Raw genomic sequence first — 22,800 nt, 5'->3', positions numbered from 1 at the left:
ATTATGAAGATTAAATCATCTGAATTAATTCTAAACCCTGATGGTAGTGTATACCATCTAAACTTAAGACCTGAACATGTTGCTAAAGACATCATATTCGTAGGTGACCAAAACCGTGTAGACAGAATCACTAAGCACTTCGATGCTATTGAATTCTCAACACAAAAAAGAGAGTTTAAAACAACTACAGGTACGTATAAAGGAAAACGTCTAACTGTAATCTCTACAGGTATCGGACCTGACAATATTGATATTGCTGTTAATGAAATCGACGCTCTATTTAATATTGATTTAGAAACTAGAGAAATTAAAAAAGATCTTACTTCTGTAAATATTGTAAGAATAGGTACATCTGGTTCTTTACAAGCAGATATTCCTGTGAATAGCTTTGTACTATCTCAGTATGGATTAGGACTTGATAACTTAATGCGTTCTTACCTTATTGACGGAGTTACAGATGTTGCTTTAGAAGATGCTTTTATTGAACATACAAATTGGGATCTTAAAAAAGGACGCCCATACTTCATTAAAAACAGTGCAGAGTTAGAAGCTAAATTAGAAAGCGACTTAACATTCAAAGGAATTACAGGTACAGCAGGTGGATTCTACGGTCCACAAGGACGTGTACTTCGTCTACAAATCCAAGATCCAGAACTAAACCACAAAATCGATAACTTTAAATTCGGTGAATACCGTATTACAAACTTCGAGATGGAAACTTCTGCTATCTATGGTTTATGTAACTTATTAGGACACCATGCAGTATCTCTTAATACAATTATTGCAAATAGGGCTAACGGAACATTCTCTGAAGATCCTTATGCAGCTGTTGACAAACTAATTGTATATACATTAGACAAACTTAGCGCAATATAATAAGATTACTTTTTCTAAAAAGCTACCTCTATGAGGTAGCTTTTTTTATATCTACTCCCCACTATTCACTACCTCTTATACTACTAAAGTAGCACACTAAAAGCGATCATATTGCAGTTGATTTAACTTTAAGTATAATACCCCTGTGTTATGACACCGTTATTTTACCCAAAATAACGGACTCACTACGGACTCATATCGGACTCAGTACGGACTCATTCAAAACAAAATGCGTCACGATCTGCAATCGCCGTACAACTATTCCTCTCTTTATTATATTTACTATTTATTATACTTGTTCCTTCTTCTAGAAAAACAAATCTCAATACTTCAAAAAAACTCTTCTAAAGAACTTCTCCTAATTCAAAATACAAAATCAATAAATCACAAAAACTAAAGAAGTATTACTACTAAAAAATCTACTTTAACTATCGTTTTCGACATTAATTCAATAAATCAAACTATAAAAAGCCTTATTACCAAGTTTAGCACTTATAAAATAATATCAAAAAATTAACAAAAACAACCTCACCTAACAGTATCGTTTTTATATCTTAATTTTTTAAACATTATCGTATTTTTTTAATAAATAACTTATATAAATCAATATAATTAATATATACGTTTATTTTATTTGACTCTTACAAATAAATGCACTTAATTTAAGGTGCTTAAAATTTTTATTTGAAATGACGAAAGAAGACTCGAAACTAGAGAGGATAAAATACGCACCGTATAGAGAGCGTATTGTGTCAGCAGAAGATGCTGCTCTCTTAATACATGACCAAGCTGTAGTAGGAGCTAGTGGCTTCACTAAAGCTGGAGATAGTAAATCTGTATTACCTGCATTTGCATTACGCGCAGCAAAAGAAAATGTTGCAATTACCTTAATAACTGGTGCCTCATTAGGACAAACTACTGACGCTGATTTAGCAACCAACAATGCCTTAATCCGAAGAATGCCTTTCCAAGCAGATTCAGTATTAAGAAAGTCTATAAACAGCGGACAAGTAAAATATATCGATCAACACTTAAGTGAAACGATCGAACAACTTCAAGAGAAACATATTCCTCAAGTAGATATCGCTATCATTGAGGCTACTTATATTAACGAAGAAGGATTTATCATTCCTACCACATCTATTGGTAACTCTGCTTACTTCGCTAGTGTAGCTAGAAAAATCATTATTGAAGTAAATACAGCTATTCCTTTAGAAATAGAAGGTGTACATGATAATAGTGTGCCTATCAAACAACCACGTAGAGAGATCATCCCTATTCACACAGTAAAAGATAGAATAGGAGAAAACTTTATTCGTCTAAACCCAGATGACGTTATTGCAGTTGTTTACTCTAGTATAGAAGACACTCCAGCTCAATTACCAGAACCAGATGTTAAAACCTCTGCGATCTCTGGTCACTTACTTAAATTCTTCGAAGAAGAAGTAAGAAAAGGTAAACTAACTCACTCTCTTTTACCATTACAAGCAGGAATCGGAAAAGTAGCTAACGCTGTATTAACAGGTTTTATCGATGGTCCATTCCACGACTTAACAATGTATTCTGAAGTATTACAAGACAGTACTTTTGATTTAATTGACTCTGGAAAAATGACTTTTGCATCAGGATCTTCTATTACTGTAACTGAAGAGTGCTATGGAAAAATCATTAATAACTTTGGACAATATAAAGATAAACTAGTACTACGTCCACAGAACATTAGTAATGCTCCTGAAGTTATTCGTAGATTAGGTATTATCGCTATTAATACTGCTATCGAATTTGACATCTACGGTAACGTTAACTCTACTCATATCGGAGGTAGTAAAATGATGAATGGTATCGGTGGATCTGGAGACTTCGCTAGAAATGCTTATTTAAGTATTTTCGTTACACAAGCAGCGTCTAAAGAAAACAATATTTCTCACGTACTTCCTATGGTATCTCACGTAGACCATACTGAGCATGATGTAGACATTCTAGTTACAGACCAAGGTCTAGCAGACTTAAGAGGTCTATCACCTAGAGAGCGCGCAGAAGTTATCATCGAGAACTGTGTACATCCAGAATACAAAGCAGAATTAAGAGATTACTTTGAAAGAGCAAAAGAAAGAGGAGGACACACTCCACATGTCTTAGAAGAAGCTTTCAAATTCCATATTCGCTTCCAAGAAAAAGTCTCAATGAAACCTTAATAATAAATAAAAACTCTACTCTCTTTTTAGTAGAGTTTTTTTTTGTTTTACTCTTAAAATATTATCTAAAAAATGCCCTATTTTACTATCTTAGCATAAAAATGTAGTACGATTTAAAATGGCAAATGTAAATATTATCGGAGTGCCTGAGCACTTCAACCTCCCTTGGCAATTATGTATAGAAAATGGTGAGTTCGAAGAACTTGGTATTAATTTAAAATGGACAGATGTACCAGAAGGCACTGGAAAAATGTGCCAAATGCTAAGAGATAAAGAAACTGATTTAGCTGTTATACTTACAGAAGGAATTATCAAAGACATATCTGAAGGTAATCCAGCAACTATCATACAAGAGTATGTAGCATCTCCTCTACAATGGGGAATACATGTAGCACACAACTCTCCTTATCAACGTATAGAAGAACTACAAGGTAAACGTATCGCCATCAGCAGATATGGTTCTGGATCACATCTAATGGCTATTGTTCATGCTCAAAAGATGAACTGGGACACGGCTTCTCTTGATTTTGTTGTTGTCAATACATTAGACAATGCAGTAGAAGCTTTAACTAAAGGTGAAGCAGATTATTTTATGTGGGAACACTTTATGACTAAACCAATAGTAGATCAAGGAATCTTTAGAAGATTAGGTGACTGCCCTACTCCTTGGCCTTCATTTGTAATAGTTGCAAATAATGAGTTCTTAAATAAAAATAAAGGGCTTATAAACAATTTACTAGATTGTATTAATGCGACTACAGAAGAGTTCAAAATGATCCCTTCTATTGACCGTACGTTATCTAGTAAGTATAATATCAATATAGACGATATTAAAGAATGGTTAGGTATGACTAAATGGTCTCAAAGACAATTGTCAGAAAAACACTTTAATAAAACACAAGAACAATTAGTGGATTTAAATATAATCACTAATACTATTAAATACAGCGAAACCGTTTTATAATATAGTTTTGATCTTAGAGTAAGATGAGTAATAATACAGAATTACCAGATAAAGTTTCTGAAAAAAGTTGGCTTAAGTACTTAAGAGTCCCAAAACCTTGGGACAATATCATTATACTTATACTTAATGTACTGATCACCATCCCTATCTTTATTATTATTCATCAAAATATAGATGACCCGAACTGGCCATATCAACTAGATCGTATCATTCTATTTCTGTCTATAATAGGTATACTACAGTTCTTACTTCAAAAGATGAAATTAGTATTAAATATGCTGATTATCATTTATTTGATTGTTCTTATTGTCAATTCTTTCTTTGGAGGTTATGGTTATAATGCTGTCTTTGAGGACTATAAAGTTATGATTTATGCGATGGCAGAAGATCCTAAACCACAAGATCTTATCATTTCTAAGCTACTGCCCTTTCCTAATAAGAGTAAAATAATCCCTGCAATAGAATATGATAAACCTATCGTAAGGAATTATGCTTTAGCAACTACCCGTAAACACTTTAGCAATATTCCAAATACTCAACATTATAGACAGATAGTACAATCTTTAGCTATTTTTAAAGAAGTACGAACTAAATGGAATTATGTAAATGACCCTAAGGGAAGAGAATATATCGCCACAGCATCAGAATCATTGCAGCATTTCTCAGGAGACTGCGATGACTATTCTGTATTAATGGCAGGACTACTCAGAGCTATAGGCGCAACCCCAAGACTGATACACACTAAAGAACATATGTATCCTGAACTATTAATCCCTAATAAAGGAGATCTAGAACAGGTAATCTACCTTATTAAAGAAGTTCTTTTTAAAGAAGAAAGTAAAGGTAAAGAGATACATTATCACATAGATGAACGCGGTCAAATATGGTTAAACATGGATTACACCGCTAGATACCCTGGTGGACCGTTTATGTCAGAAGAAATATTAGGACAACTCACTTTTAATTAAATAAATATATGGAATTAGTTAATACAACTCCCCTCATAGCAGGTTCAATATATGGCGCATTAGCTATTATATTTGGAGCCTTCGGAGCACACGCTCTAAAAAAACATATGACTGCCGAGCGCTTAGAGAGCTTTGAAGTCGGCGTAAAATATCAAATGTATCATGCTATCCTACTACTAGTATTAGGATTAATGCCAGCACATATCCACATAACTAGAGCAGTTAATATCATCATCATAGGTGTATTCTTGTTCTCTTTTAGTATTTATGGATTGACTTTAAGCGCTACATTTAAGAAAAAAATCAAGATACTTGGCCCAATAACTCCTCTAGGAGGTGTGTGCTTAGTAATTGGCTGGATAATGCTGCTAATTCAATTTATAAAACTTTTATAGACTTTTTTAAGCTAATTTTAGGTTAATGTAGTTTTTTAAGTATATTTGTTTACATAGTGTAATTATAACTTGTATTTCTAATACTAAAACACAAAATCGATGAAAAAAATTTTAACTGTACTTGGAGCTGTAGCTGTATTAGCTTCATGTAACAAAGAAGCTACTGGTTATACAATCAATGGTGAAACTAAAGGGCTAACAAATGGTACTAAAGTATATATTGAGAAAATTGATATAGCAACAGGAACTACAGTAGCTATTGACTCTACTGAAATTAAAGACAATGCATTTACCTTCAAAGGAGCTGCTGAGAGTCTAGACCAAAACTTCTTTTCATTTGGTAAAGAACCAGGAAAGTTACCTTTCGTTTTAGAAAATGGTAAAATCGTTGTTCAATACGATAATGAAAAAGCAGAAAACAGTAGCGTAACAGGTACTAAAAACAATGATGAGTATACTGCATTCTCTAAAAAGGTAGATGAATTAGAAAAAGCATTATTCCAATATCAAGGTGATAACCAAGAGGCTTTTAAGCAAGCTAATGAAGCTCAAGATCAAGCTAAAAAAGATGCTATTATCAATGGTTATATGGCATTAGCAGAAAAGTATGATGAGTATGTAGAAGATTATATTGATACTAATACTAACTCATTCACTACTTTAGTTTATTTATCAAAAACAGTTGGTACAGGACAGTATATCAAAGAAGAATTAGTTGAAAAATTCAATAAATTCGATGAGACTTTAAAGAACACTACTGTAGCAAAAGCTTTTAAAACAGCATTAGACGCTATTCCTGATGCTAAAGTAAAAATTGGAGACAAAGCTCCTGATTTCAGTGCTCCATCTCCAGAAGGAAAAGAAATTTCTTTAAAAGAAAGCTTAGGTAAACTAACTATTATTGATTTCTGGGCATCATGGTGTGGTCCTTGTAGAACAGAGAATCCTAATGTAGTAGCTCTATATGAAGAATACCACCCTAAAGGATTAAACATCATTGGTGTTTCTTTAGATAAGGATAAAGCAAAATGGATCGAAGCAATTGCTAAAGATAAATTAACTTGGAATCAAATCTCTAACTTAAAGTTCTGGGAAGAGCCTATCGCTCAAACTTATGAAGTACGTGCTATTCCAGCAACTTATCTTCTTGATGAAAATGGTGTTGTAATCGCTAAAAACTTAAGAGGTAAAAAGCTTAGAGCTAAAGTTCAAGAAATCTTAAACAAATAAATATCTACTTAAGATATAGAATATAAAAGGGTTATAGAAGTTTCTATAGCCCTTTTTTAATACTCTAATATCACCGTTATAATCAGTAATATTTTATTATATTTAATCCTTTCAAATTATATTAAAAACACATCCAATGAGAACACTACCTTTAGTAATTATAGCCTTTCTATTAATGAGTTTCACTATAAAAGATAAAGGTTTTCTAATAAAGGGAACAACAAAAAATATTCCTGAGGGAGAAATGATTTATTTAAAAGTTCTAGATCCTGAGACTAATAATTTTAATGCTATAGATTCTGTTCGTTTAACGAATAATACTTTTGAATTTAAAGGGAATACTACCTACCCTACTTATGCATTATTAGAACTATCTGAAAACGTTACTGAATTAGTAGTTTTAGAAAATGGAGTTATTAATTTTCAATATGATTTTAATGATGATCTAAGTACCTCTGCTATTGGTACAAAAAACAATAATGAATTAAATGCTTTTCACAATAATATAAAAAGAGTACAGAAAGAAGCTAATGCATATAGAGATACGAATCAAGATATCTTAACACAAGCTATAAAAGATAATGACAGAGAGGTACTAGAAAGACTATCAAAAGAATTTAAAGTCTATGTAAAAGACATTAATGACATTATCACAAATCAACTAACTCAACATAGCAATTCATTCACATCATCTGTTATTTTATTTCAACGAATAGACAATAAAAATATAGATACTAATGAGGCTAGATTATATTATAACCAATTAGCAGATAATATAAAACAATCTAATATAGGTATAGCTATTAAAAACCTATTAGACAATTCTGCTACTAATACCACAGTAAAAGTAGGAGACAAAGCATTAGACTTCTCAGGTAAAGATCCTAATGGAGACGAGATTTCACTATTCGCTAATCTTGGCACAGTAACCATTGTTCACTTCTGGGCTCCATGGTGTCCTGCATGTCACGAAACACTACCTACAATAAAGTCCATTTACGAAAAGTATCACGATAAAGGGTTGAATATCTTTAGTATTGCCTTAGATGACAATAAAGAAGAATGGATAGATAGTATACGAAAAGAAGGACTTAATTGGCTTCACATCTATAATCTTTATGAAATTCAACTACAATATGGAGTTAAAAATATTCCAACAGTATTTGTTTTAGACAAGAATGGAACTGTAATAGATATTAACCACTTAGAAGTAGACTTTGACCAATTACTTACTAAATATTTAGGAAAATAATATCTGCGCTCATGTTCTACTAATTATCCTAAACTGATTACTCTATAACTAAAAATATATTTTTTAAAAATATTGTAACAAATCATAACATTAGACTACTTATAGACATGAACAAACATTTGGAACAAGAATTCGTTGCTCTTTTGGATAAGAATCAAAACCTTATCCACAAAGTCTGTCGACTATATACAGTCGATGAAGCAGCTCATAAAGACTTGTTCCAAGAAATTTCTATTCAACTATGGCATGCTTACCCTAAGTTTAGAGGAGACTCTAAGTTCTCTACATGGGCTTATAGAGTAGCTCTAAACACTGCTATATCTCTATATAGAAAGAAAAATAGAGAAGTAAGCACAATACCCTACGATAGTACATTTTGCAAATTCGAATATTCTGAATACAATTATCAGGAAGAAGAACAGCTAAAACTAATGTATAAAGCACTTCAACAATTAAATGATATTGAGAAGGCTTTAGTTTTTATGTATTTAGAAGACAAAAACTATGAAGAAATAGCAGAGACATTAGGTATTAGTGAAGTCAATGCTAGGGTAAAAATGAATAGAATAAAAAGTAAACTTAAAAAGATATTAAATCCCTAGAGGCAATAGAATATGAAGGAGTTAGATTTATTAAAAAAACACTGGAATAGCGACCAAAAATTTCCTAAGATCTCTACACAAGAGATACAAAAGATGATACATAAGAAGTCATCTTCTATCGTCATGTGGATATTTATCATCAGTATAGTTGAATTTATTGTACTAAACGGTTTTAGTTATTTATTCGGATCAGACTTAAGCGGAAATGATATTGGTCCTTTTTATACTTTTATGATTAATAACCTAGATTGGTTATCATTAGGAATATCAGTAATATTCATTACTATCTTCTACTTAAACTATAAAAAAATATCTGTGGCTGATTCCACTAAACTATTAATGGAGTCTATTCTGAAAACAAAAAAAACAGTTAACTATTATATTTACACAAACCTAATTATCTTCTTTATAGCTTTCATTATTATATTGATTGATATTCTGACACATGATGATAAACTAACCTTACCTACGGCTTTAATTAGCGCCGTGATTGTGATTATTATATGTGGTATATTCTTAGGATTACTGTGGTTATACTACCGTCTAATCTATGGTTTATTAATCAAACGATTAATGAAAAACTATACAGAGCTAGAGAAAATAGATTATGAATAAAAACATTTTCCATTATTTTGCATAACTTAGACAAAATATTGGTTTTAAAGAATGACGATAACACAATTAATATATGTATTAGCAGTAGCAGAACATAAAAACTTCACACTTGCTGCAGAAAAAACTTTTGTTACACAGCCTACATTAAGTATGCAAATCCAAAAGTTAGAGGAAGAACTCGAGGTACAAATATTTGACCGAAGCACAAAACCTATTCAACCTACGGCTATCGGTCAAGTTATTATTCAACAGGCAAAGAAAATTGTCAATGAATCAGATCGAATTAAAGATCTTATTGATTTAGAAAAAGGATTTATTGGAGGAGAGTTTAAACTAGGAATGATACCTACTATAGCTCCTACTCTACTTCCTATGTTTCTAAAGACTTTTCTAAATAAGTACAATAAGGTTAATCTAATAATAGAAGAATATACAACTGAAGAAATTATTCAGAAACTTCGCAATGGATATCTGGATGCAGCTATAGTTGCCACCCCATTAGAAGAGTCTGACATAAAAGAAAGAGTCTTGTTCTATGAACCATTTGTAGGATATGTTCCTGCAAATTTCAGACAAGAAATGGGAGCTGAACTTCATCAAGGAGACCTAGATCTAAGAAAGTTACTTTTACTACAAGATGGACATTGTTTCAGAGATGGTATAATCAATATCTGTAACAGCAAAACTACTGCAGAAAGCAAAAACTTTAAATTACAAAGCGGAAGTTTTGAAACTTTAATAAATCTATCTAAAGAGGGCCTAGGTTACACACTATTACCATACCTACATACACTTTCTTTAAATCAAGATGACAAGAATAACTTAATACAGTTTGCTGATCCAAAGCCTGCTAGAGAGATTAGTTTAATATACACAGACAACGAATTAAAGCTTCAAATTATTAATGCTTTATATGAGGTTATTTTAAGTATTATAAGAGGAGCAATAGCATTTCAAGACGTTAAAATTATTAGTCCGAAAAAGAATCAATAATTTTAACTTATATAAAATAAAAAAGGGAAGCAAGTGCTTCCCTTTTTTGTGGCTTAATTAATTATTTTCTTCTTTTTCTTTCACTACAAGTCTAAATCCTTCTCCGTGAATGTTTAAGATTTCTACTGTTTCATCTAATTTAAGATACTTTCTTAATTTAGCGATGTATACGTCCATACTACGAGATGTGAAATAGTTGTCATCTCTCCAAATCTTAGTTAATGCAACTTCACGAGGCATTAAATCATTTTCATAAATTGCTAACATTTTCAACAATTCATTCTCTTTTGGAGATAATTTAATTGGCTCATCATTTTCAAAAGTTAAGAATCTCAACTTAGAATTTAAATGGAACTTACCAATTTGGAATTCAAATTTTGTATTATCTGTTTTAACTTCAGACGATTTTCTATGAATAATCGCTTTAATTTTCATTAATAATACTTCTGAATCGAATGGCTTATTTAAGTAGTCATCTGCTCCTACTTTATAACCTTTTAATACGTCCTCTTTCATTGACTTAGCTGTAAGGAAAATGATAGGCACCTCTTTATTTTTATCACGGATCTCCTTGGCTAGAGTAAATCCATCTTTATAAGGCATCATAACATCAAGGATACATAAATCGAAAGTATCTCTTTTGAATTTTTCGAATCCTTCCATTCCATTCTTAGCTAAAGTAACTTCGAAGTCGTTAATGGCTAAATAATCTTTTAAGATTGCACCGAAGTTCGGATCATCTTCTACTAATAAAATCTTTTTGTTGTTTGTTGTTTCCATGTTATATTTAATTTATTAATGGCATTTTTATAATAAAGGTACTTCCTTTGCCTTTTTCACTCTCAACATAAACTTGAGAATTATGTACTTCTACTATCTGTTGTACATAGGCTAGGCCTAATCCATGTCCTTTTACATTGTGTAAATCTCCTGTGTGTTCTCTGTAAAACTTGTCAAAAATTCTTTTTTGCGCTTGCTTACTCATTCCTACACCGTGATCTTGGATCTTGATAAGAATAAAATCCTTTACATTCTCCGTATACACATCTATAATAGGGACTTCCTTAGAATATTTAATAGCATTATCTAAAATATTTACTATTACACTAGTAAAGTGAAAATCGTTTCCTAATACATCACTTCTACGAGCATCTAAGTGTAGATTTATATCTCCTCCTCTATCTTGTATAATTAGTCCTACATGATCTACTGCATTTTCAATTACCTCATGGACATCCATGGCTTCTTTATCTACATTAAACTCACGTCTTTCTAATTTAGAGATTTGCAACACATTTTCTACTTGTGCATGCATTCTCTTATTTTCGTCTCTAATCATTTTTAAATAACGATCGACTTTTTCAGGATCATTTATAACCTTTGGATTTTTTATAGCATCTAGAGCTAAATTAATAGTAGCTATAGGTGTTTTAAATTCATGGGTCATATTATTGATAAAATCCGTCTTAATTTCTGATATCTGTTTTTGTTTAATAAGTTGGTTAATCGCATTCAAATAAGCTGCTATAATCACCATAGTAAACAGAATAGACAGTAACGTTATTCCTATTAACGAAGAGAATAAATACTTACTCTTTTCAGGGAATGTAACATATAATTGATACTTACTTCTATTTTCATTATCAGTAAAGATAGGCACTCCATAAGTAGAGCCTTCTTCGTAAATAAAATCCTCAGACTTAATCTTAGTTGACAAACCTTTGTTATAAATCCCAAACTCAAACTTAGCATTAACACCATATTGTTTAAGTTCTTTTTCTAACAATTCTCTCAACTTAGCTTTAGATATCCTTTCATCTATACTTCTTAGAGCAACTATATCTTTAAAATAGATATCGAACTGTGCTTTATCTAAGACATCTAGATTACCTGATTGCTCTATAACCTCGTCTGGATAATTCTGTTTAAGATTACTTCTATCTAAATCATCTCCTTTATAAATCTCAGTTTTTCGTTTAGAAACGAAATTTTTGACTTTCAAACTATCTGCTTTCTTATCAAAGAACGAACTCTTTATATTATAATCCTCTAGGACTAAGATATTAGAGTATACTATTTGCTCATTAGTAGTAGGATTTCGTTCTACTATGTAATATTGTTTCAACTCACTTTGTTTAGGTGGCGTACCTATACTATCTTTAAGCTGATTATACATTCTATAGAACTCCGTAGCTTCATTCTGTTGTAATCCACTACCTACATTTCCTAATACTTGCTGTACGTGATACTTAAACTGCTCTTCATTATTTCTATAAGAGCTAACAATCCAATACATTTGAACAATGATTATTCCTATAAGAGAAAAACTCATTATCCCTACTAAAAGTCGAAATTTGACCTTACTCATTATTTTTTCAAAATTAACATTAAAAAAAATACTCTACACGGCGATTAACATAAAATTAACGATGGTAATTGTTTAAATTTTGATTATTATATCATTAATTATCATTTTCACCTCTTTTTTTACCAAATCTTTATTAATATTAGTAATAACATAATTACTAAGGGGTATTTTGTCAAAATCTTTCATTTGGTTATTTATAATGCTTTTGACATTATCAGAAGACACCCCATCCCTCTCCATCACTCGCTTTACACGCACTTCTTCGGGGGCAGTTACTAAAATAACTAAATCACATTCTTTATGCAAATTATTCTCAAACAGCACAGCACTTTCCTTAATAACGAATGGAAAAGCGTCATTTTCTTCTTTCCATTGCTCAAAATCCTTCCGAACTTCAGGATGCACAATACTGTTTAATTTATTTAAAAGTTCCTTATCATGGAACACGATTTCTCTTATTTTCTTTCGATCTAGTACATCTCCAGTCTTCACGTTTTCTTTAAAGATACCTTGCACAGCTTCTACCACATCAGCACGATCCATAATCTGCTTTGCTCTATCATCTGCAATATAAATAGGTATCCCCTCTTCTTCAAACATCTTAGCCACAGTTGTCTTTCCGCTACCTATACCACCTGTTAACCCAACTATTAATGCCATATTATTCTTTATTATTTAAAAAACATCTCTGGTAAACCATGCTCTGCTTTTTGCTTTTTTATAAACAAAATATAATTAGCTTTTAAGAAGCCCTTACCATAACCGTAAAATTGTATAAAAATTGCGACAATTGATAATAAACTTATCTTAAAACTTTTCTCTTTTATAAAACAACTAATAAAAACTAATATAAAATAAATTATATAACATAAAATAAAACCAAATGTATAATATGTCATTAATAAACTTAACAATAAGCCTGCCATAAATAAACTAGGAAACCAATATGTTATTTTGGCAGTTTCTGGATAACGCTGATTTAATATCGGACGTGCCTTTCCAAACTTATTGACCTGAATATAAAACTTCTGCCAATCTATTCTTCTTTTGTGATACACATAAGCCTTGCTGAATAACTGAGTATCGAATCCTAAATTCCAAAGTCTGATTGTTAAATCAGGATCTTCCCCTGGATGTACTTTACCATAACCTCCACTTGCTAAAAAAGCCCTTTTTGAAATACCCATATTAAAACTTCTCGGCTGAAACTTACCAATGCGCTCACTAGCACCTCTAATACCTCCAGTAGTCAAAACTGAAGTCATAGAGAAGTTTATTGCCTTTTGTACATCACTAAAGCTATCAAGAGCCGCATCTGGTCCTCCAAAACAGTCTACATATTCTTCTCTAAGATACTGATCTACTATAGTCAGGTAATTAGGAGGAATAATACAGTCTGAATCCAATACGATAAAGTACTCCCCCTTTGCTCGTTCCATTCCATAATTACGTGAAGACCCTGGCCCTGAATTAGCTTTATAGTAATAAGACACATCTAGGCTATCTTCATATTTACTAACTACTTCACGTGAATCCTCTTTAGATCCATCCTCTATAATAACAACTTCAAATGCGTCCTTATAAGTTTGCTTTGTCAAACTATCTAATAATTCATCGACCTCTTCTGGTCGATTGTAAACAGGAATAATAAACGAAAAATACATTTATATTTTTTTATAATACAATCACAAAAATATCGTTAACTATTGTAATACGGAAATTCATTCCTATATTTATCAGTACTATTTTAATATAAAATCTCTTTTTATATAAATTACAATAAATATAAAACAACCTAAAACAACTACAATGAACAAAATTCACATATTATGGGTCGATGATGAAGTGGAATTATTAAAACCTCACATCTTATTTTTAGAAAAAAAAGACTATATCGTAACCACTTGTACTAATGGACAAGATGCTATAGATTTATTTAAAGAGAACCAATATGACATCGTATTCTTAGACGAAAATATGCCAGGACTTTCTGGTCTTGAAACTTTAAATGAAATCAAGACTATTAAAAACAATACTCCGATTATCATGATTACCAAAAGTGAAGAAGAGTATATCATGGAAGAAGCTATTGGTGCCAAAATATCGGATTACTTAATCAAACCTGTTAATCCTAATCAAATTTTACTTTCTCTTAAGAAGAACCTTGATGACTCTCGTCTAATCTCTGAAAAGTCTTCGCTTAGCTACCAGAAGGAATTTAGAAATATTTCTATGGATTTAATGCAAGCTAGAGATTATGAAGACTGGATCTCTATCTATAGAAAATTACTTTATTGGGAACAGAAGTTAGAAAACATCGAAGATCAAAACCTTTTCAATATACTAGACTCTCAGAAAACGGAGGCAAATAGTTTATTTGGGAAATTTGTTGAAAAAAATTACGAAAGCTGGATTAATGATCCTGAAGATAGTCCTGTTTTTTCTCATCAAATCTTTAGAAAATGGGTTGCTCCAGAATTAAAGAAAGAGGATTCAAAATTACTTTTTATTGTTATTGACAACTTAAGATATGATCAATGGAGAGCATTCGAGGCAATAGTTACTAACCATTATAAAGTAGAAAGTGAGAACAGTTTCTTCTCTATTTTACCAACAGCAACACAGTATGCTAGAAATGCTATATTCTCTGGGCTGACACCATTAGAGATGTCTGAACAACTACCACAATATTGGAAGAATGATACGGATGAAGGAGGTAAAAATTTATTTGAAAATGAATTCTTACAACATCAATTACAAAGACTTCGACTAAACATCAAGAATGAATACCACAAAATCACAAATCTAAAAGAAGGTAGAAAACTAGCTGATAATTTCAAAGCTCTTAAAGATAACAAGCTAATTACAATAGTATATAACTTTGTAGATATGTTATCACATGCTAAAACTGAGATGGAAGTAATTAAAGAACTAGCTTCAAATGATAAAGCATACCGCTCACTTACTGTAAGTTGGTTTAGAAACTCTCCTTTATTTGAAATTATTCAACAAGCTCAGACACTAGGATATAAACTAATAATAACAACTGATCACGGTACAATCAATTGTAAAAACCCATCGAAGGTAATCGGTGATAAAAACACAAGTTTAAACCTAAGATATAAAACAGGTAAAAGCTTGACATTCGAAGCTAAAGATGTCTATCATGTTAAAGATCCAAAAAAAGTACAATTACCGAACATAAATGTAAGTAGTTCCTTTATTTTTGCAAAAAATGATTTCTTCTTAGCATATCAAAATAATTTCAATTATTATGCAGCTTACTTTAGAAACACTTACCAACACGGGGGTATTTCTTTAGAAGAGATGATCGTTCCATTTATAGTATTAAATCCAAAAGTGTAAAAATGACTGAGATAGTTTTTTCCTTAAATCAAATCCAAGAGGCAGCTAAGGAAATATTAAATAAGTTAAAACATCGCATCGTATTATTTGATGCACAAATGGGGGCAGGAAAAACCACACTTATTAAAGAAATAAGCAAGCAGTTAGGTGTAGAAGATATGACTAGTAGTCCTACTTTTTCTATTGTGAATGAATATCATTCTACCTTATCTAAAGACAGAGTATATCACTTTGACCTTTATAGGTTAAATAGTGAAGAAGAAGCTTATGATATGGGAATGGATGAATATTTAGACTCTAACCATTGGTGTTTTATCGAATGGCCTGAAAAGACACCTCACATTATCCCTGAGGAACACGCTACTATAGAAATCTCTATTTTAGAAAATGGAGATAGAAAAGTGATTTTGAATAACAATTAATAACAAATACAACATGGCAACCTTAACTCCTTTTTCAATGAAAGACTTAATTCCTCAAGAAGAATGTCTGATGGTAGAACGCAAAAGAAGTGAACTTTTTATTGGCGTTCCTAAAGAAAACACCTTAATTGAGAAGAGGATTTGCATCACACCAGAAGCCGTACAGACGTTAAGTACATATGGTCATCGTGTCTTGATTGAAAAAGGAGCTGGAGAAGCCGCTAGTTATTCTGATCTAGATTATAGTAAAGCAGGAGCCGAACTTACTAGTGACACTAAGAAAATATTTGGTTGCCTTGTAATTGTTAAAGTCGCCCCGCCTACTCTAGAAGAAGTAAAACTAATGGCACCATACACAGTTGTATGGTCTACTATCCAATTAAAAACGCTAACTAGACAATATTTCGAAACGATATCTAAGAAAAAAATATCTGCTATTGGTTTTGATTTTATTCATGACGAGAACGGCACCTACCCTGCTGTTAGTGCATTAAGTGAAATCGCAGGAACTGCGTCTATCCTAATTGCATCAGAACTAATGACCACAACCAATAATGGTAAAGGATTATTATTTGGGAATATTGCCGGAGTTGTTCCTACAGAAGTAGTCATATTAGGGGCTGGTCTAGTAGCCGAAAACGCGGCCAGAACCGCTTTAGGTATGGGAGCTAACGTAAAAGTCTTTGACAACTCTATTCAAAAGTTGCGCAGACTTCAAAATAATTTATCACAGCGTATCTCTACTTCTACCATCCAAGAGAAAATATTACACAAAGCACTTATGAGATGTGATGTCGCCATTGGTGCTATTCGTGGTAAAAATCGCGCTCCTATTGTAGTGAGTGAATCGATGGTAGATAATATGAAAAAAGGCGCCGTAATTATAGATGTGTCCATTGATACAGGTGGTTGTTTTGAAACATCAGAACTAACTACTCACGACCATCCTACACGTATTAGAAGTGGTGTAATACATTATGGAGTGCCAAATATCACTTCGAGATACAGCAGAACAGCTTCTATGGCTCTTAGTAATATTATTACCCCACTATTACTAGAATATACTGATTCTGGTGACTTAGAAGGCACTGTTAATTGTGATAGTGTTATTAAATCTGGAATATATAGTTATAAAGGGTTAGTGACTAATCGCAACGTAGCAGAATGGTTTAACCTTGATTATAAAGACATTCACCTTTTTACCTTTTAAAATTATTATAAATCTTTAGTTTTACGGTATTGAATTGCTACTTTTGTGTAAATTTTTTAAGAAATGAAGTTTACACAGCGTTTAGCATACTACTTATTTGGATTACTTATAGGAGGAATGTTCTTATTTTATTTCTTCGGTGAGAAGAAAACAGAATTTTGTTATTTACCTAATTGTAGAGTTTTAAAAGATTTGAGAAGTAAACCCGTTACTTATTCAAAGGCTGTAGAAGCTAAGTTTAAAGAAGGTTGGGTGTCTAATGATGACATACGTAAATCCCTTCAATATGGAGATGTGAATTTTTCAGAAAGCAATATTGATTTTGAAAAAGGTAAGCTTTATGTTATTGTAGGTAGAAATGAACAAAATGAAAACATATTAATCAAAGTCATAAACTATACAGATAAGATCGTACTTTATGATATTGAAAAAATGTAAAAATATTTTACAATAGGCATTGCATAATTTAAAAACATCTTTATCTTTGCAATCCTGTTTAGGGCGATTAGCTCAGTTGGTTCAGAGCACCTCGTTTACACCGAGGGGGTCGGGGGTTCGAATCCCTCATCGCCCACTTTACAAGCTTCATTTTTAGTGAGGCTTTTTTTATACTATCTCCTATTCTTGGTATTGTATTCCAAGATACATCCTTCTAAAAAGAATCTCTACACAATTTCTATTGGTAAACATTATTATCAATTCTTAAAGTTTTTTCAAAATACACGACTATACTACCTATAAAAGGTTGATTTAGGATGACACTTGAATTCGATTAATAATTAGTGTACTTAAAACAATATAATAAGTAAAACAAAAAAGAAAGTAAACCACTGAACAACGCAATATTAAAATAATCATTTCTAAAATAAGTATGTAGAAAATCTATTTGTTCACAGCGTCAATTAATAAACTAAAAGTCGTTTTATTCTGACTTGCTAGGGGATTGCTTGAGGGTTTCTTGTACCTTTCTTCGACAAATACACCTTCTAGGCAAGAAAACCCCAAGGAATCTCCAAGGAATCCCCTAGAAAGTGCAAGCTAAGCGTTCTCTCTTATTCATAAATAGTGAAAGCAAAACTCGTACATTCATTTAAAGATTTTAACTCCTGTTACTACTTTAATACACTTGCACATATTGATACCATTCTAATACAATGCCATTATACAATAGTTTTCAGAGTCTTTTATTCGAACTGTAGTTAAAACTTAATTATTTTGAGTATTTCATTTCAAAAAAAAAATTTTTTGTACCTTTGAATTAAATAAAAAGCATTTATCATGAAAAAGATTTTATTATTAGCTGCTGTTGTAGGTTTATCATTTACCTCTTGCAAAAAAGATGGAGAATCAGGAACTACAGTTCCTGCAGTAGAACCAACAGAACAAACTGCAACTCCTACTGAGTCTACCGAAGCAACACCTAAAGAAGAACTAGGAAACGTAACTTATACGATCGCTTCTAAACTAGTAGACTGTACAGGTGTAGCACCGATGAAATGTATGCAGTACAAAGAAGAAGGTTCTGACGAATGGTTAAATATGTATGGAGGAATCGAAGGATTTAACTATGAAGAAGGATATGAATATGTAATCGAGATAAAACGTGAGAAAGTGGAAAATCCACCTGCTGACGCTTCTTCTATCAAATACATTTTAGTAAAAGAAATTTCTAAAACTAAGAAATAATATCTAGCGAGCTTAGGCTCGCTTTTTTATTCTTTTAACCTAAGTACAATCTTAGCCTCCGCTAAAATCTATAGCAATTCTCCTTAAATATTTACTCTTAATTGTCCGAAGGGCATCTAATTCGTATCTTAGCCGTGTATTTATTTGAATAATATGTCTAAGAATCTACTTGATACACCTATAGAATACCTTAAAGGAGTTGGCCCACAGCGCGCTGACTTATTTAAACGCGAACTAGGTATATTCACCTATAGAGATTTACTACACCTATACCCAAACAGATATATCGACAGAACACAATATTATAAAATAAATGAACTTTATAATAACAATAGTGAAGTTCAGATAGTCGGTAAAATTATCCATATCAAAACTGTAGAACAAAAACGAGGAAAGCGCCTTGTCGCAACCTTTACAGACGGTACTGGACAAATAGAGTTAGTTTGGTTTCAAGGATACAAATGGATACAAGAGAATTTAAAACTAAATACTCCTTATGTGGCATTCGGAAAGCTTAATAGCTTTAACAATACCTTCTCTATGCCACACCCTGAATTAGATCTGTTAGAAGAACATCAGAAGAACATCGCTAATGCGATGCAAGCTGTCTATCCTTCTACTGAAAAATTCGGAGCGAGAATATCCAATAAGTCTATCATCAAGATGATGATGCAACTTGTCAAAGAGACACATCCTCTCTTTATGGATACCTTATCTGATGAATTCAAGAGAAAACTCAGTTTGATTTCAATGCAAGAAGCCTTAATTAATATCCACTTTCCTAAGAATATGGATATGTTGAATAAGGCTCAATTTAGACTAAAGTTCGAAGAACTATTCTATGTTCAGTTACAGTTATTAATTAAAAATATAGCACGAAAAGACAAGATTAAAGGATACCCTTTTGAGAAAGTTGGTGATTACTTTAATACTTTTTATAGCGAACACCTACCCTTCCCTCTTACTGGAGCTCAAAAACGAGTTTTAAAAGAAATCAGGAACGATGTAGGTGCTCCAGCGCAAATGAATCGCCTCTTACAAGGTGATGTGGGGTCTGGAAAAACAATAGTTGCTTTTATGAGTTGTCTTCTAGCATTAGACAATGGGTTTCAAGCTTGTATCGTAGCTCCTACAGAAATTCTAGCTACCCAACATTATGTTGGGATTAAAGAACTAGGAGAACCTTTAGGATTAAAGATAAAATTACTTACAGGTTCTACCAAAACGGCTGAGAGACGTGTATTACACGAAGAATTAGCTTCTGGAGAGCTACATATACTTATCGGTACACACGCCTTGTTTGAAGATAAAGTTATCTTTAAAAATCTAGGTTTAGCTATTATTGATGAACAACACCGATTCGGAGTAGAACAACGTTCTAAACTATGGCATAAAAACGAATTGCCACCTCATGTGTTAGTCATGACTGCTACACCTATACCTCGTACATTAGCTATGAGTCTATATGGAGACTTAGATATCTCTGTTATTGACGAACTTCCACCAGGACGTAAACCAATACAAACTAATCACTACTTCGAAGGTAAGCGCTTAGCTGTATGGCATTTCTTAAAAACAGAAATCGCAAAAGGAAGACAAGTCTATATCGTATATCCATTAATAGATGAAAGCGAAACATTAGACTATAAAAACCTAATGGAAGGATATGAAGCCATATCACGAGATTTCCCTTTGCCAGAATACAGTGTCAGTATTGTACATGGCCAGATGACTCCTGCAGAAAAAGATAGAGAGATGGACAGATTCATTAAAGGAGAGACGAATATTATGGTAGCTACTACTGTGATTGAAGTTGGTGTTAATGTACCTAATGCATCCGTGATGATTATCGAAAGTGCAGAGCGCTTTGGATTATCACAATTGCATCAATTAAGAGGACGCGTAGGTCGTGGAGCAGAACAGAGTTATTGTATCCTAATGACAGGAGATAAACTGAGTAATGACTCTAAGATCAGAATGGAAACGATGTGTCGTACTAATGATGGTTTCGAGATTTCAGAAGTTGATCTAAAACTGAGAGGACCAGGTGATATTATGGGAACTCAACAGAGTGGTACCCTTCCTTTAAAGATAGCTGATATTGTTAAAGATCAAGAGATTATGCTCTATGCGAGACATCATGCTGTACAGCTGTTAAAAGAAGACCCTACACTAGAAGAACCCGAAAACCAAAGAATCAAAAATAAATTAAACATTCTAAATAGTAAAACCACTATCTGGAACTATATAAGCTAAAACACACAACACTTATGAAATTAGTTTTCGCATCAAACAACAAAAACAAGATTAAAGAGATCAAAAATCAATTACCTGATACAATTGAAATCTTAAGCCTAGAAGATATTGGATGTAATATCGACATTCCTGAGACAGCAGATACTATAGAAGGTAATGCTAAACTAAAAGCTGATTTTGTCAAAAGACATTATGGGTATGACTGTTTTGCTGATGATTCAGGATTAGAGGTAGATGCTTTAAACGGTGCACCAGGAGTATACTCAGCTCGTTATGCAGGAGAACAAAAAAATGACAATGACAATATAGACAAATTGCTTGAGGTACTTCAAAAAGAAGAGAACAGAAAAGCCAACTTTAAAACAGTAATTTGCCTAAATCTACATACAGAGACATACTATTTCACTGGCATTATAGATGGACAACTATTAAAAGAGAGACAAGGTACAGAAGGATTTGGTTATGACCCAATCTTCGTAGCAGATGGAATGGACAAATCTTTTGCTGAAATTGATATCAATGCTAAGAACGCTATTAGCCATAGAGGAAGAGCTGTACGCCAATTAGTCGACTTTTTATTAAAACGATAATACTATAAAAAACAAAAAACGCTGTCTTTCGATAGCGTTTTTTTGTTTTTATTATTTGGGGTAATACTCCCTACTTTTTAAATATTACACAAAGTGGTACTCTTTTAACTCATCTGCTAACTTATGCAATCCATCCTGTATCTGCTTTGCTTTTTTATCTGACAATTCAACAGGTTCAACTGATAATCTCCTTAATAGACTCGGATTAATACCTAAGTAGGTAGCTAACTTTGTTTTATTAAACAACTCATAACTATCAAAAAAGGTGTTTAAATCCAAATAGTAAACTACTTCAGCCAAACTAAGCTCTAAAGCCCTCTCATTATTACCCAATTCTTTTAGATAATCAATTTCCATAGACAATACTTCTTTAAAATTAGCTTTAACTTCATCAAAAGTATCACCAACAGTCACTGCTCCTTGCAATTCCTCAGAATATGCACTATAACCAGTTTTACTACGCTCTAAAATCACTTTAATTCTCATCACTTTCCATTTACATTCAACAATTTTACTTTAATCCAGCCTGTTTTAAAATTGACTGTTCTGTACCCTTTTTCAATTCTGCTGAAGGGTGCCTGGGAAGTATTACTCTTCCACTCTTTATAGGATGTACATATAAAGAATGATTACTCCCCTCTCTCAATAAATACCAACCATCCTTAACTAGGATTTTCAGCATTTCACTTACCTTCATAATAAAGTAGTTTAGTTGTGTTACAACAAAGATAAGTAACATTTTTGTTACAACACACTAATAAGTAACTAAAATGTTACTTACTGATATAAAAAACATCTTATGAACTGTTTGT

Annotated in this window: 23 protein-coding genes and 1 tRNA gene; 18 read left to right on the top strand and 6 right to left on the bottom strand. The window is 32.2% G+C overall.

The features are described from left to right. Positions 1 to 3: 3 nt before the first annotated feature. The 10 genes from MPR_RS07760 to MPR_RS07715 all read left to right on the top strand — a co-directional run bounded on the left by MPR_RS07760 (position 4) and on the right by MPR_RS07715 (position 10,090). Positions 4 to 876 (top strand): nucleoside phosphorylase, encoded by an 873-nt coding sequence (locus MPR_RS07760; protein ID WP_016649505.1) that lies wholly within the window; start codon positions 4 to 6, stop codon positions 874 to 876. 689 nt (positions 877 to 1,565) lie between these two features. Continuing rightward, on the top strand, positions 1,566 to 3,071 hold the full coding sequence (scpC, locus tag MPR_RS07755; protein ID WP_041891106.1) for a succinyl-CoA:acetate CoA-transferase ScpC: 1,506 nt from the start codon (positions 1,566 to 1,568) through the stop codon (positions 3,069 to 3,071). Positions 3,072 to 3,189: 118 nt separating this feature from the next. After that, positions 3,190 to 4,035, top strand: coding sequence for a substrate-binding domain-containing protein (locus MPR_RS07750; RefSeq protein ID WP_041891103.1), 846 nt, complete (start codon positions 3,190 to 3,192; stop codon positions 4,033 to 4,035). 23 nt (positions 4,036 to 4,058) lie between these two features. Next, complete coding sequence (locus MPR_RS07745; protein WP_041891100.1) at positions 4,059 to 5,003, top strand: transglutaminase domain-containing protein; 945 nt, start codon at positions 4,059 to 4,061, stop codon at positions 5,001 to 5,003. An 8-nt stretch (positions 5,004 to 5,011) separates the two neighbouring features. Beyond that, positions 5,012 to 5,398: a DUF423 domain-containing protein gene (locus MPR_RS07740; protein ID WP_041891097.1), complete on the top strand. Its 387-nt coding sequence runs from the start codon at positions 5,012 to 5,014 to the stop codon at positions 5,396 to 5,398. Between the two features lie 99 nt (positions 5,399 to 5,497). After that, positions 5,498 to 6,628 (top strand): redoxin domain-containing protein, encoded by a 1,131-nt coding sequence (locus MPR_RS07735; RefSeq protein WP_041891093.1) that lies wholly within the window; start codon positions 5,498 to 5,500, stop codon positions 6,626 to 6,628. Positions 6,629 to 6,764: 136 nt separating this feature from the next. Beyond that, positions 6,765 to 7,880, top strand: coding sequence for a TlpA disulfide reductase family protein (locus tag MPR_RS07730; RefSeq protein ID WP_041891089.1), 1,116 nt, complete (start codon positions 6,765 to 6,767; stop codon positions 7,878 to 7,880). A gap of 107 nt (positions 7,881 to 7,987) precedes the next feature. After that, positions 7,988 to 8,482, top strand: a complete 495-nt coding sequence (locus MPR_RS07725; protein ID WP_041891086.1) for an RNA polymerase sigma factor — start codon at positions 7,988 to 7,990, stop codon at positions 8,480 to 8,482. Between the two features lie 12 nt (positions 8,483 to 8,494). Beyond that, the gene (locus MPR_RS07720) at positions 8,495 to 9,097 is read left to right on the top strand and encodes a DUF8845 family protein (RefSeq protein WP_041891082.1); all 603 of its coding nucleotides are present in this window, start codon (positions 8,495 to 8,497) and stop codon (positions 9,095 to 9,097) included. A gap of 51 nt (positions 9,098 to 9,148) precedes the next feature. After that, on the top strand, positions 9,149 to 10,090 hold the full coding sequence (locus MPR_RS07715) for a LysR family transcriptional regulator (RefSeq protein WP_041891080.1): 942 nt from the start codon (positions 9,149 to 9,151) through the stop codon (positions 10,088 to 10,090). Between the two features lie 57 nt (positions 10,091 to 10,147). Here the strand turns inward: MPR_RS07715 and MPR_RS07710 are convergent, their stop codons facing one another. From MPR_RS07710 to MPR_RS07695, 4 genes are all read right to left on the bottom strand, one after another. Beyond that, positions 10,148 to 10,870, bottom strand: a complete 723-nt coding sequence (locus MPR_RS07710) for a response regulator transcription factor (RefSeq protein ID WP_006259047.1) — start codon at positions 10,868 to 10,870, stop codon at positions 10,148 to 10,150. A gap of 7 nt (positions 10,871 to 10,877) precedes the next feature. Then, complete coding sequence (locus MPR_RS07705) at positions 10,878 to 12,386, bottom strand: sensor histidine kinase (RefSeq protein ID WP_082027823.1); 1,509 nt, start codon at positions 12,384 to 12,386, stop codon at positions 10,878 to 10,880. A gap of 144 nt (positions 12,387 to 12,530) precedes the next feature. Continuing rightward, on the bottom strand, positions 12,531 to 13,118 hold the full coding sequence (gene coaE, locus MPR_RS07700; RefSeq protein ID WP_041891075.1) for a dephospho-CoA kinase: 588 nt from the start codon (positions 13,116 to 13,118) through the stop codon (positions 12,531 to 12,533). 11 nt (positions 13,119 to 13,129) lie between these two features. Continuing rightward, positions 13,130 to 14,122: a glycosyltransferase family 2 protein gene (locus MPR_RS07695; RefSeq protein ID WP_041891071.1), complete on the bottom strand. Its 993-nt coding sequence runs from the start codon at positions 14,120 to 14,122 to the stop codon at positions 13,130 to 13,132. A gap of 145 nt (positions 14,123 to 14,267) precedes the next feature. On the opposite strand from MPR_RS07695, the gene porX reads away from it, so the two are divergent. The 8 genes from porX to MPR_RS07655 all read left to right on the top strand — a co-directional run bounded on the left by porX (position 14,268) and on the right by MPR_RS07655 (position 21,988). Further along, positions 14,268 to 15,824 carry a T9SS response regulator signal transducer PorX gene (gene porX, locus MPR_RS07690; protein ID WP_041891068.1) on the top strand — a complete coding sequence of 519 codons (1,557 nt, stop codon included), beginning with the start codon at positions 14,268 to 14,270 and terminating at the stop codon, positions 15,822 to 15,824. Positions 15,825 to 15,826: 2 nt separating this feature from the next. Then, positions 15,827 to 16,246, top strand: a complete 420-nt coding sequence (gene tsaE / locus MPR_RS07685; RefSeq protein WP_041891065.1) for a tRNA (adenosine(37)-N6)-threonylcarbamoyltransferase complex ATPase subunit type 1 TsaE — start codon at positions 15,827 to 15,829, stop codon at positions 16,244 to 16,246. 13 nt (positions 16,247 to 16,259) lie between these two features. Continuing rightward, positions 16,260 to 17,456, top strand: coding sequence for an alanine dehydrogenase (locus MPR_RS07680; protein ID WP_041891063.1), 1,197 nt, complete (start codon positions 16,260 to 16,262; stop codon positions 17,454 to 17,456). Positions 17,457 to 17,519: 63 nt separating this feature from the next. Beyond that, positions 17,520 to 17,894, top strand: a complete 375-nt coding sequence (locus MPR_RS07675; RefSeq protein WP_041891060.1) for a DUF4258 domain-containing protein — start codon at positions 17,520 to 17,522, stop codon at positions 17,892 to 17,894. Between the two features lie 61 nt (positions 17,895 to 17,955). Continuing rightward, positions 17,956 to 18,030, top strand: a tRNA-Val gene (locus MPR_RS07670). A gap of 704 nt (positions 18,031 to 18,734) precedes the next feature. Then, the gene (locus MPR_RS07665) at positions 18,735 to 19,142 is read left to right on the top strand and encodes a DUF4377 domain-containing protein (RefSeq protein ID WP_041891058.1); all 408 of its coding nucleotides are present in this window, start codon (positions 18,735 to 18,737) and stop codon (positions 19,140 to 19,142) included. 153 nt (positions 19,143 to 19,295) lie between these two features. Next, positions 19,296 to 21,398 (top strand): ATP-dependent DNA helicase RecG, encoded by a 2,103-nt coding sequence (gene recG / locus MPR_RS07660; RefSeq protein ID WP_041891055.1) that lies wholly within the window; start codon positions 19,296 to 19,298, stop codon positions 21,396 to 21,398. 14 nt (positions 21,399 to 21,412) lie between these two features. Continuing rightward, entirely contained in the window at positions 21,413 to 21,988 is a 576-nt protein-coding gene (locus MPR_RS07655) for a non-canonical purine NTP diphosphatase (RefSeq protein WP_041891052.1), read from the top strand. 84 nt (positions 21,989 to 22,072) lie between these two features. Here MPR_RS07655 and MPR_RS07650 read toward each other — a convergent pair whose 3' ends face one another. Then, on the bottom strand, positions 22,073 to 22,474 hold the full coding sequence (locus MPR_RS07650) for a type II toxin-antitoxin system HicB family antitoxin (protein WP_016649511.1): 402 nt from the start codon (positions 22,472 to 22,474) through the stop codon (positions 22,073 to 22,075). Between the two features lie 25 nt (positions 22,475 to 22,499). Further along, positions 22,500 to 22,685 (bottom strand): type II toxin-antitoxin system HicA family toxin, encoded by a 186-nt coding sequence (locus MPR_RS07645; RefSeq protein WP_041891048.1) that lies wholly within the window; start codon positions 22,683 to 22,685, stop codon positions 22,500 to 22,502. Between the last annotated feature and the right edge of the window lie 115 nt (positions 22,686 to 22,800).

Source organism: Myroides profundi (genome assembly GCF_000833025.1).
Lineage (GTDB): Bacteria > Bacteroidota > Bacteroidia > Flavobacteriales > Flavobacteriaceae > Flavobacterium > Flavobacterium profundi_A.
This window is presented reverse-complemented; position numbering and strand designations above follow the sequence as displayed.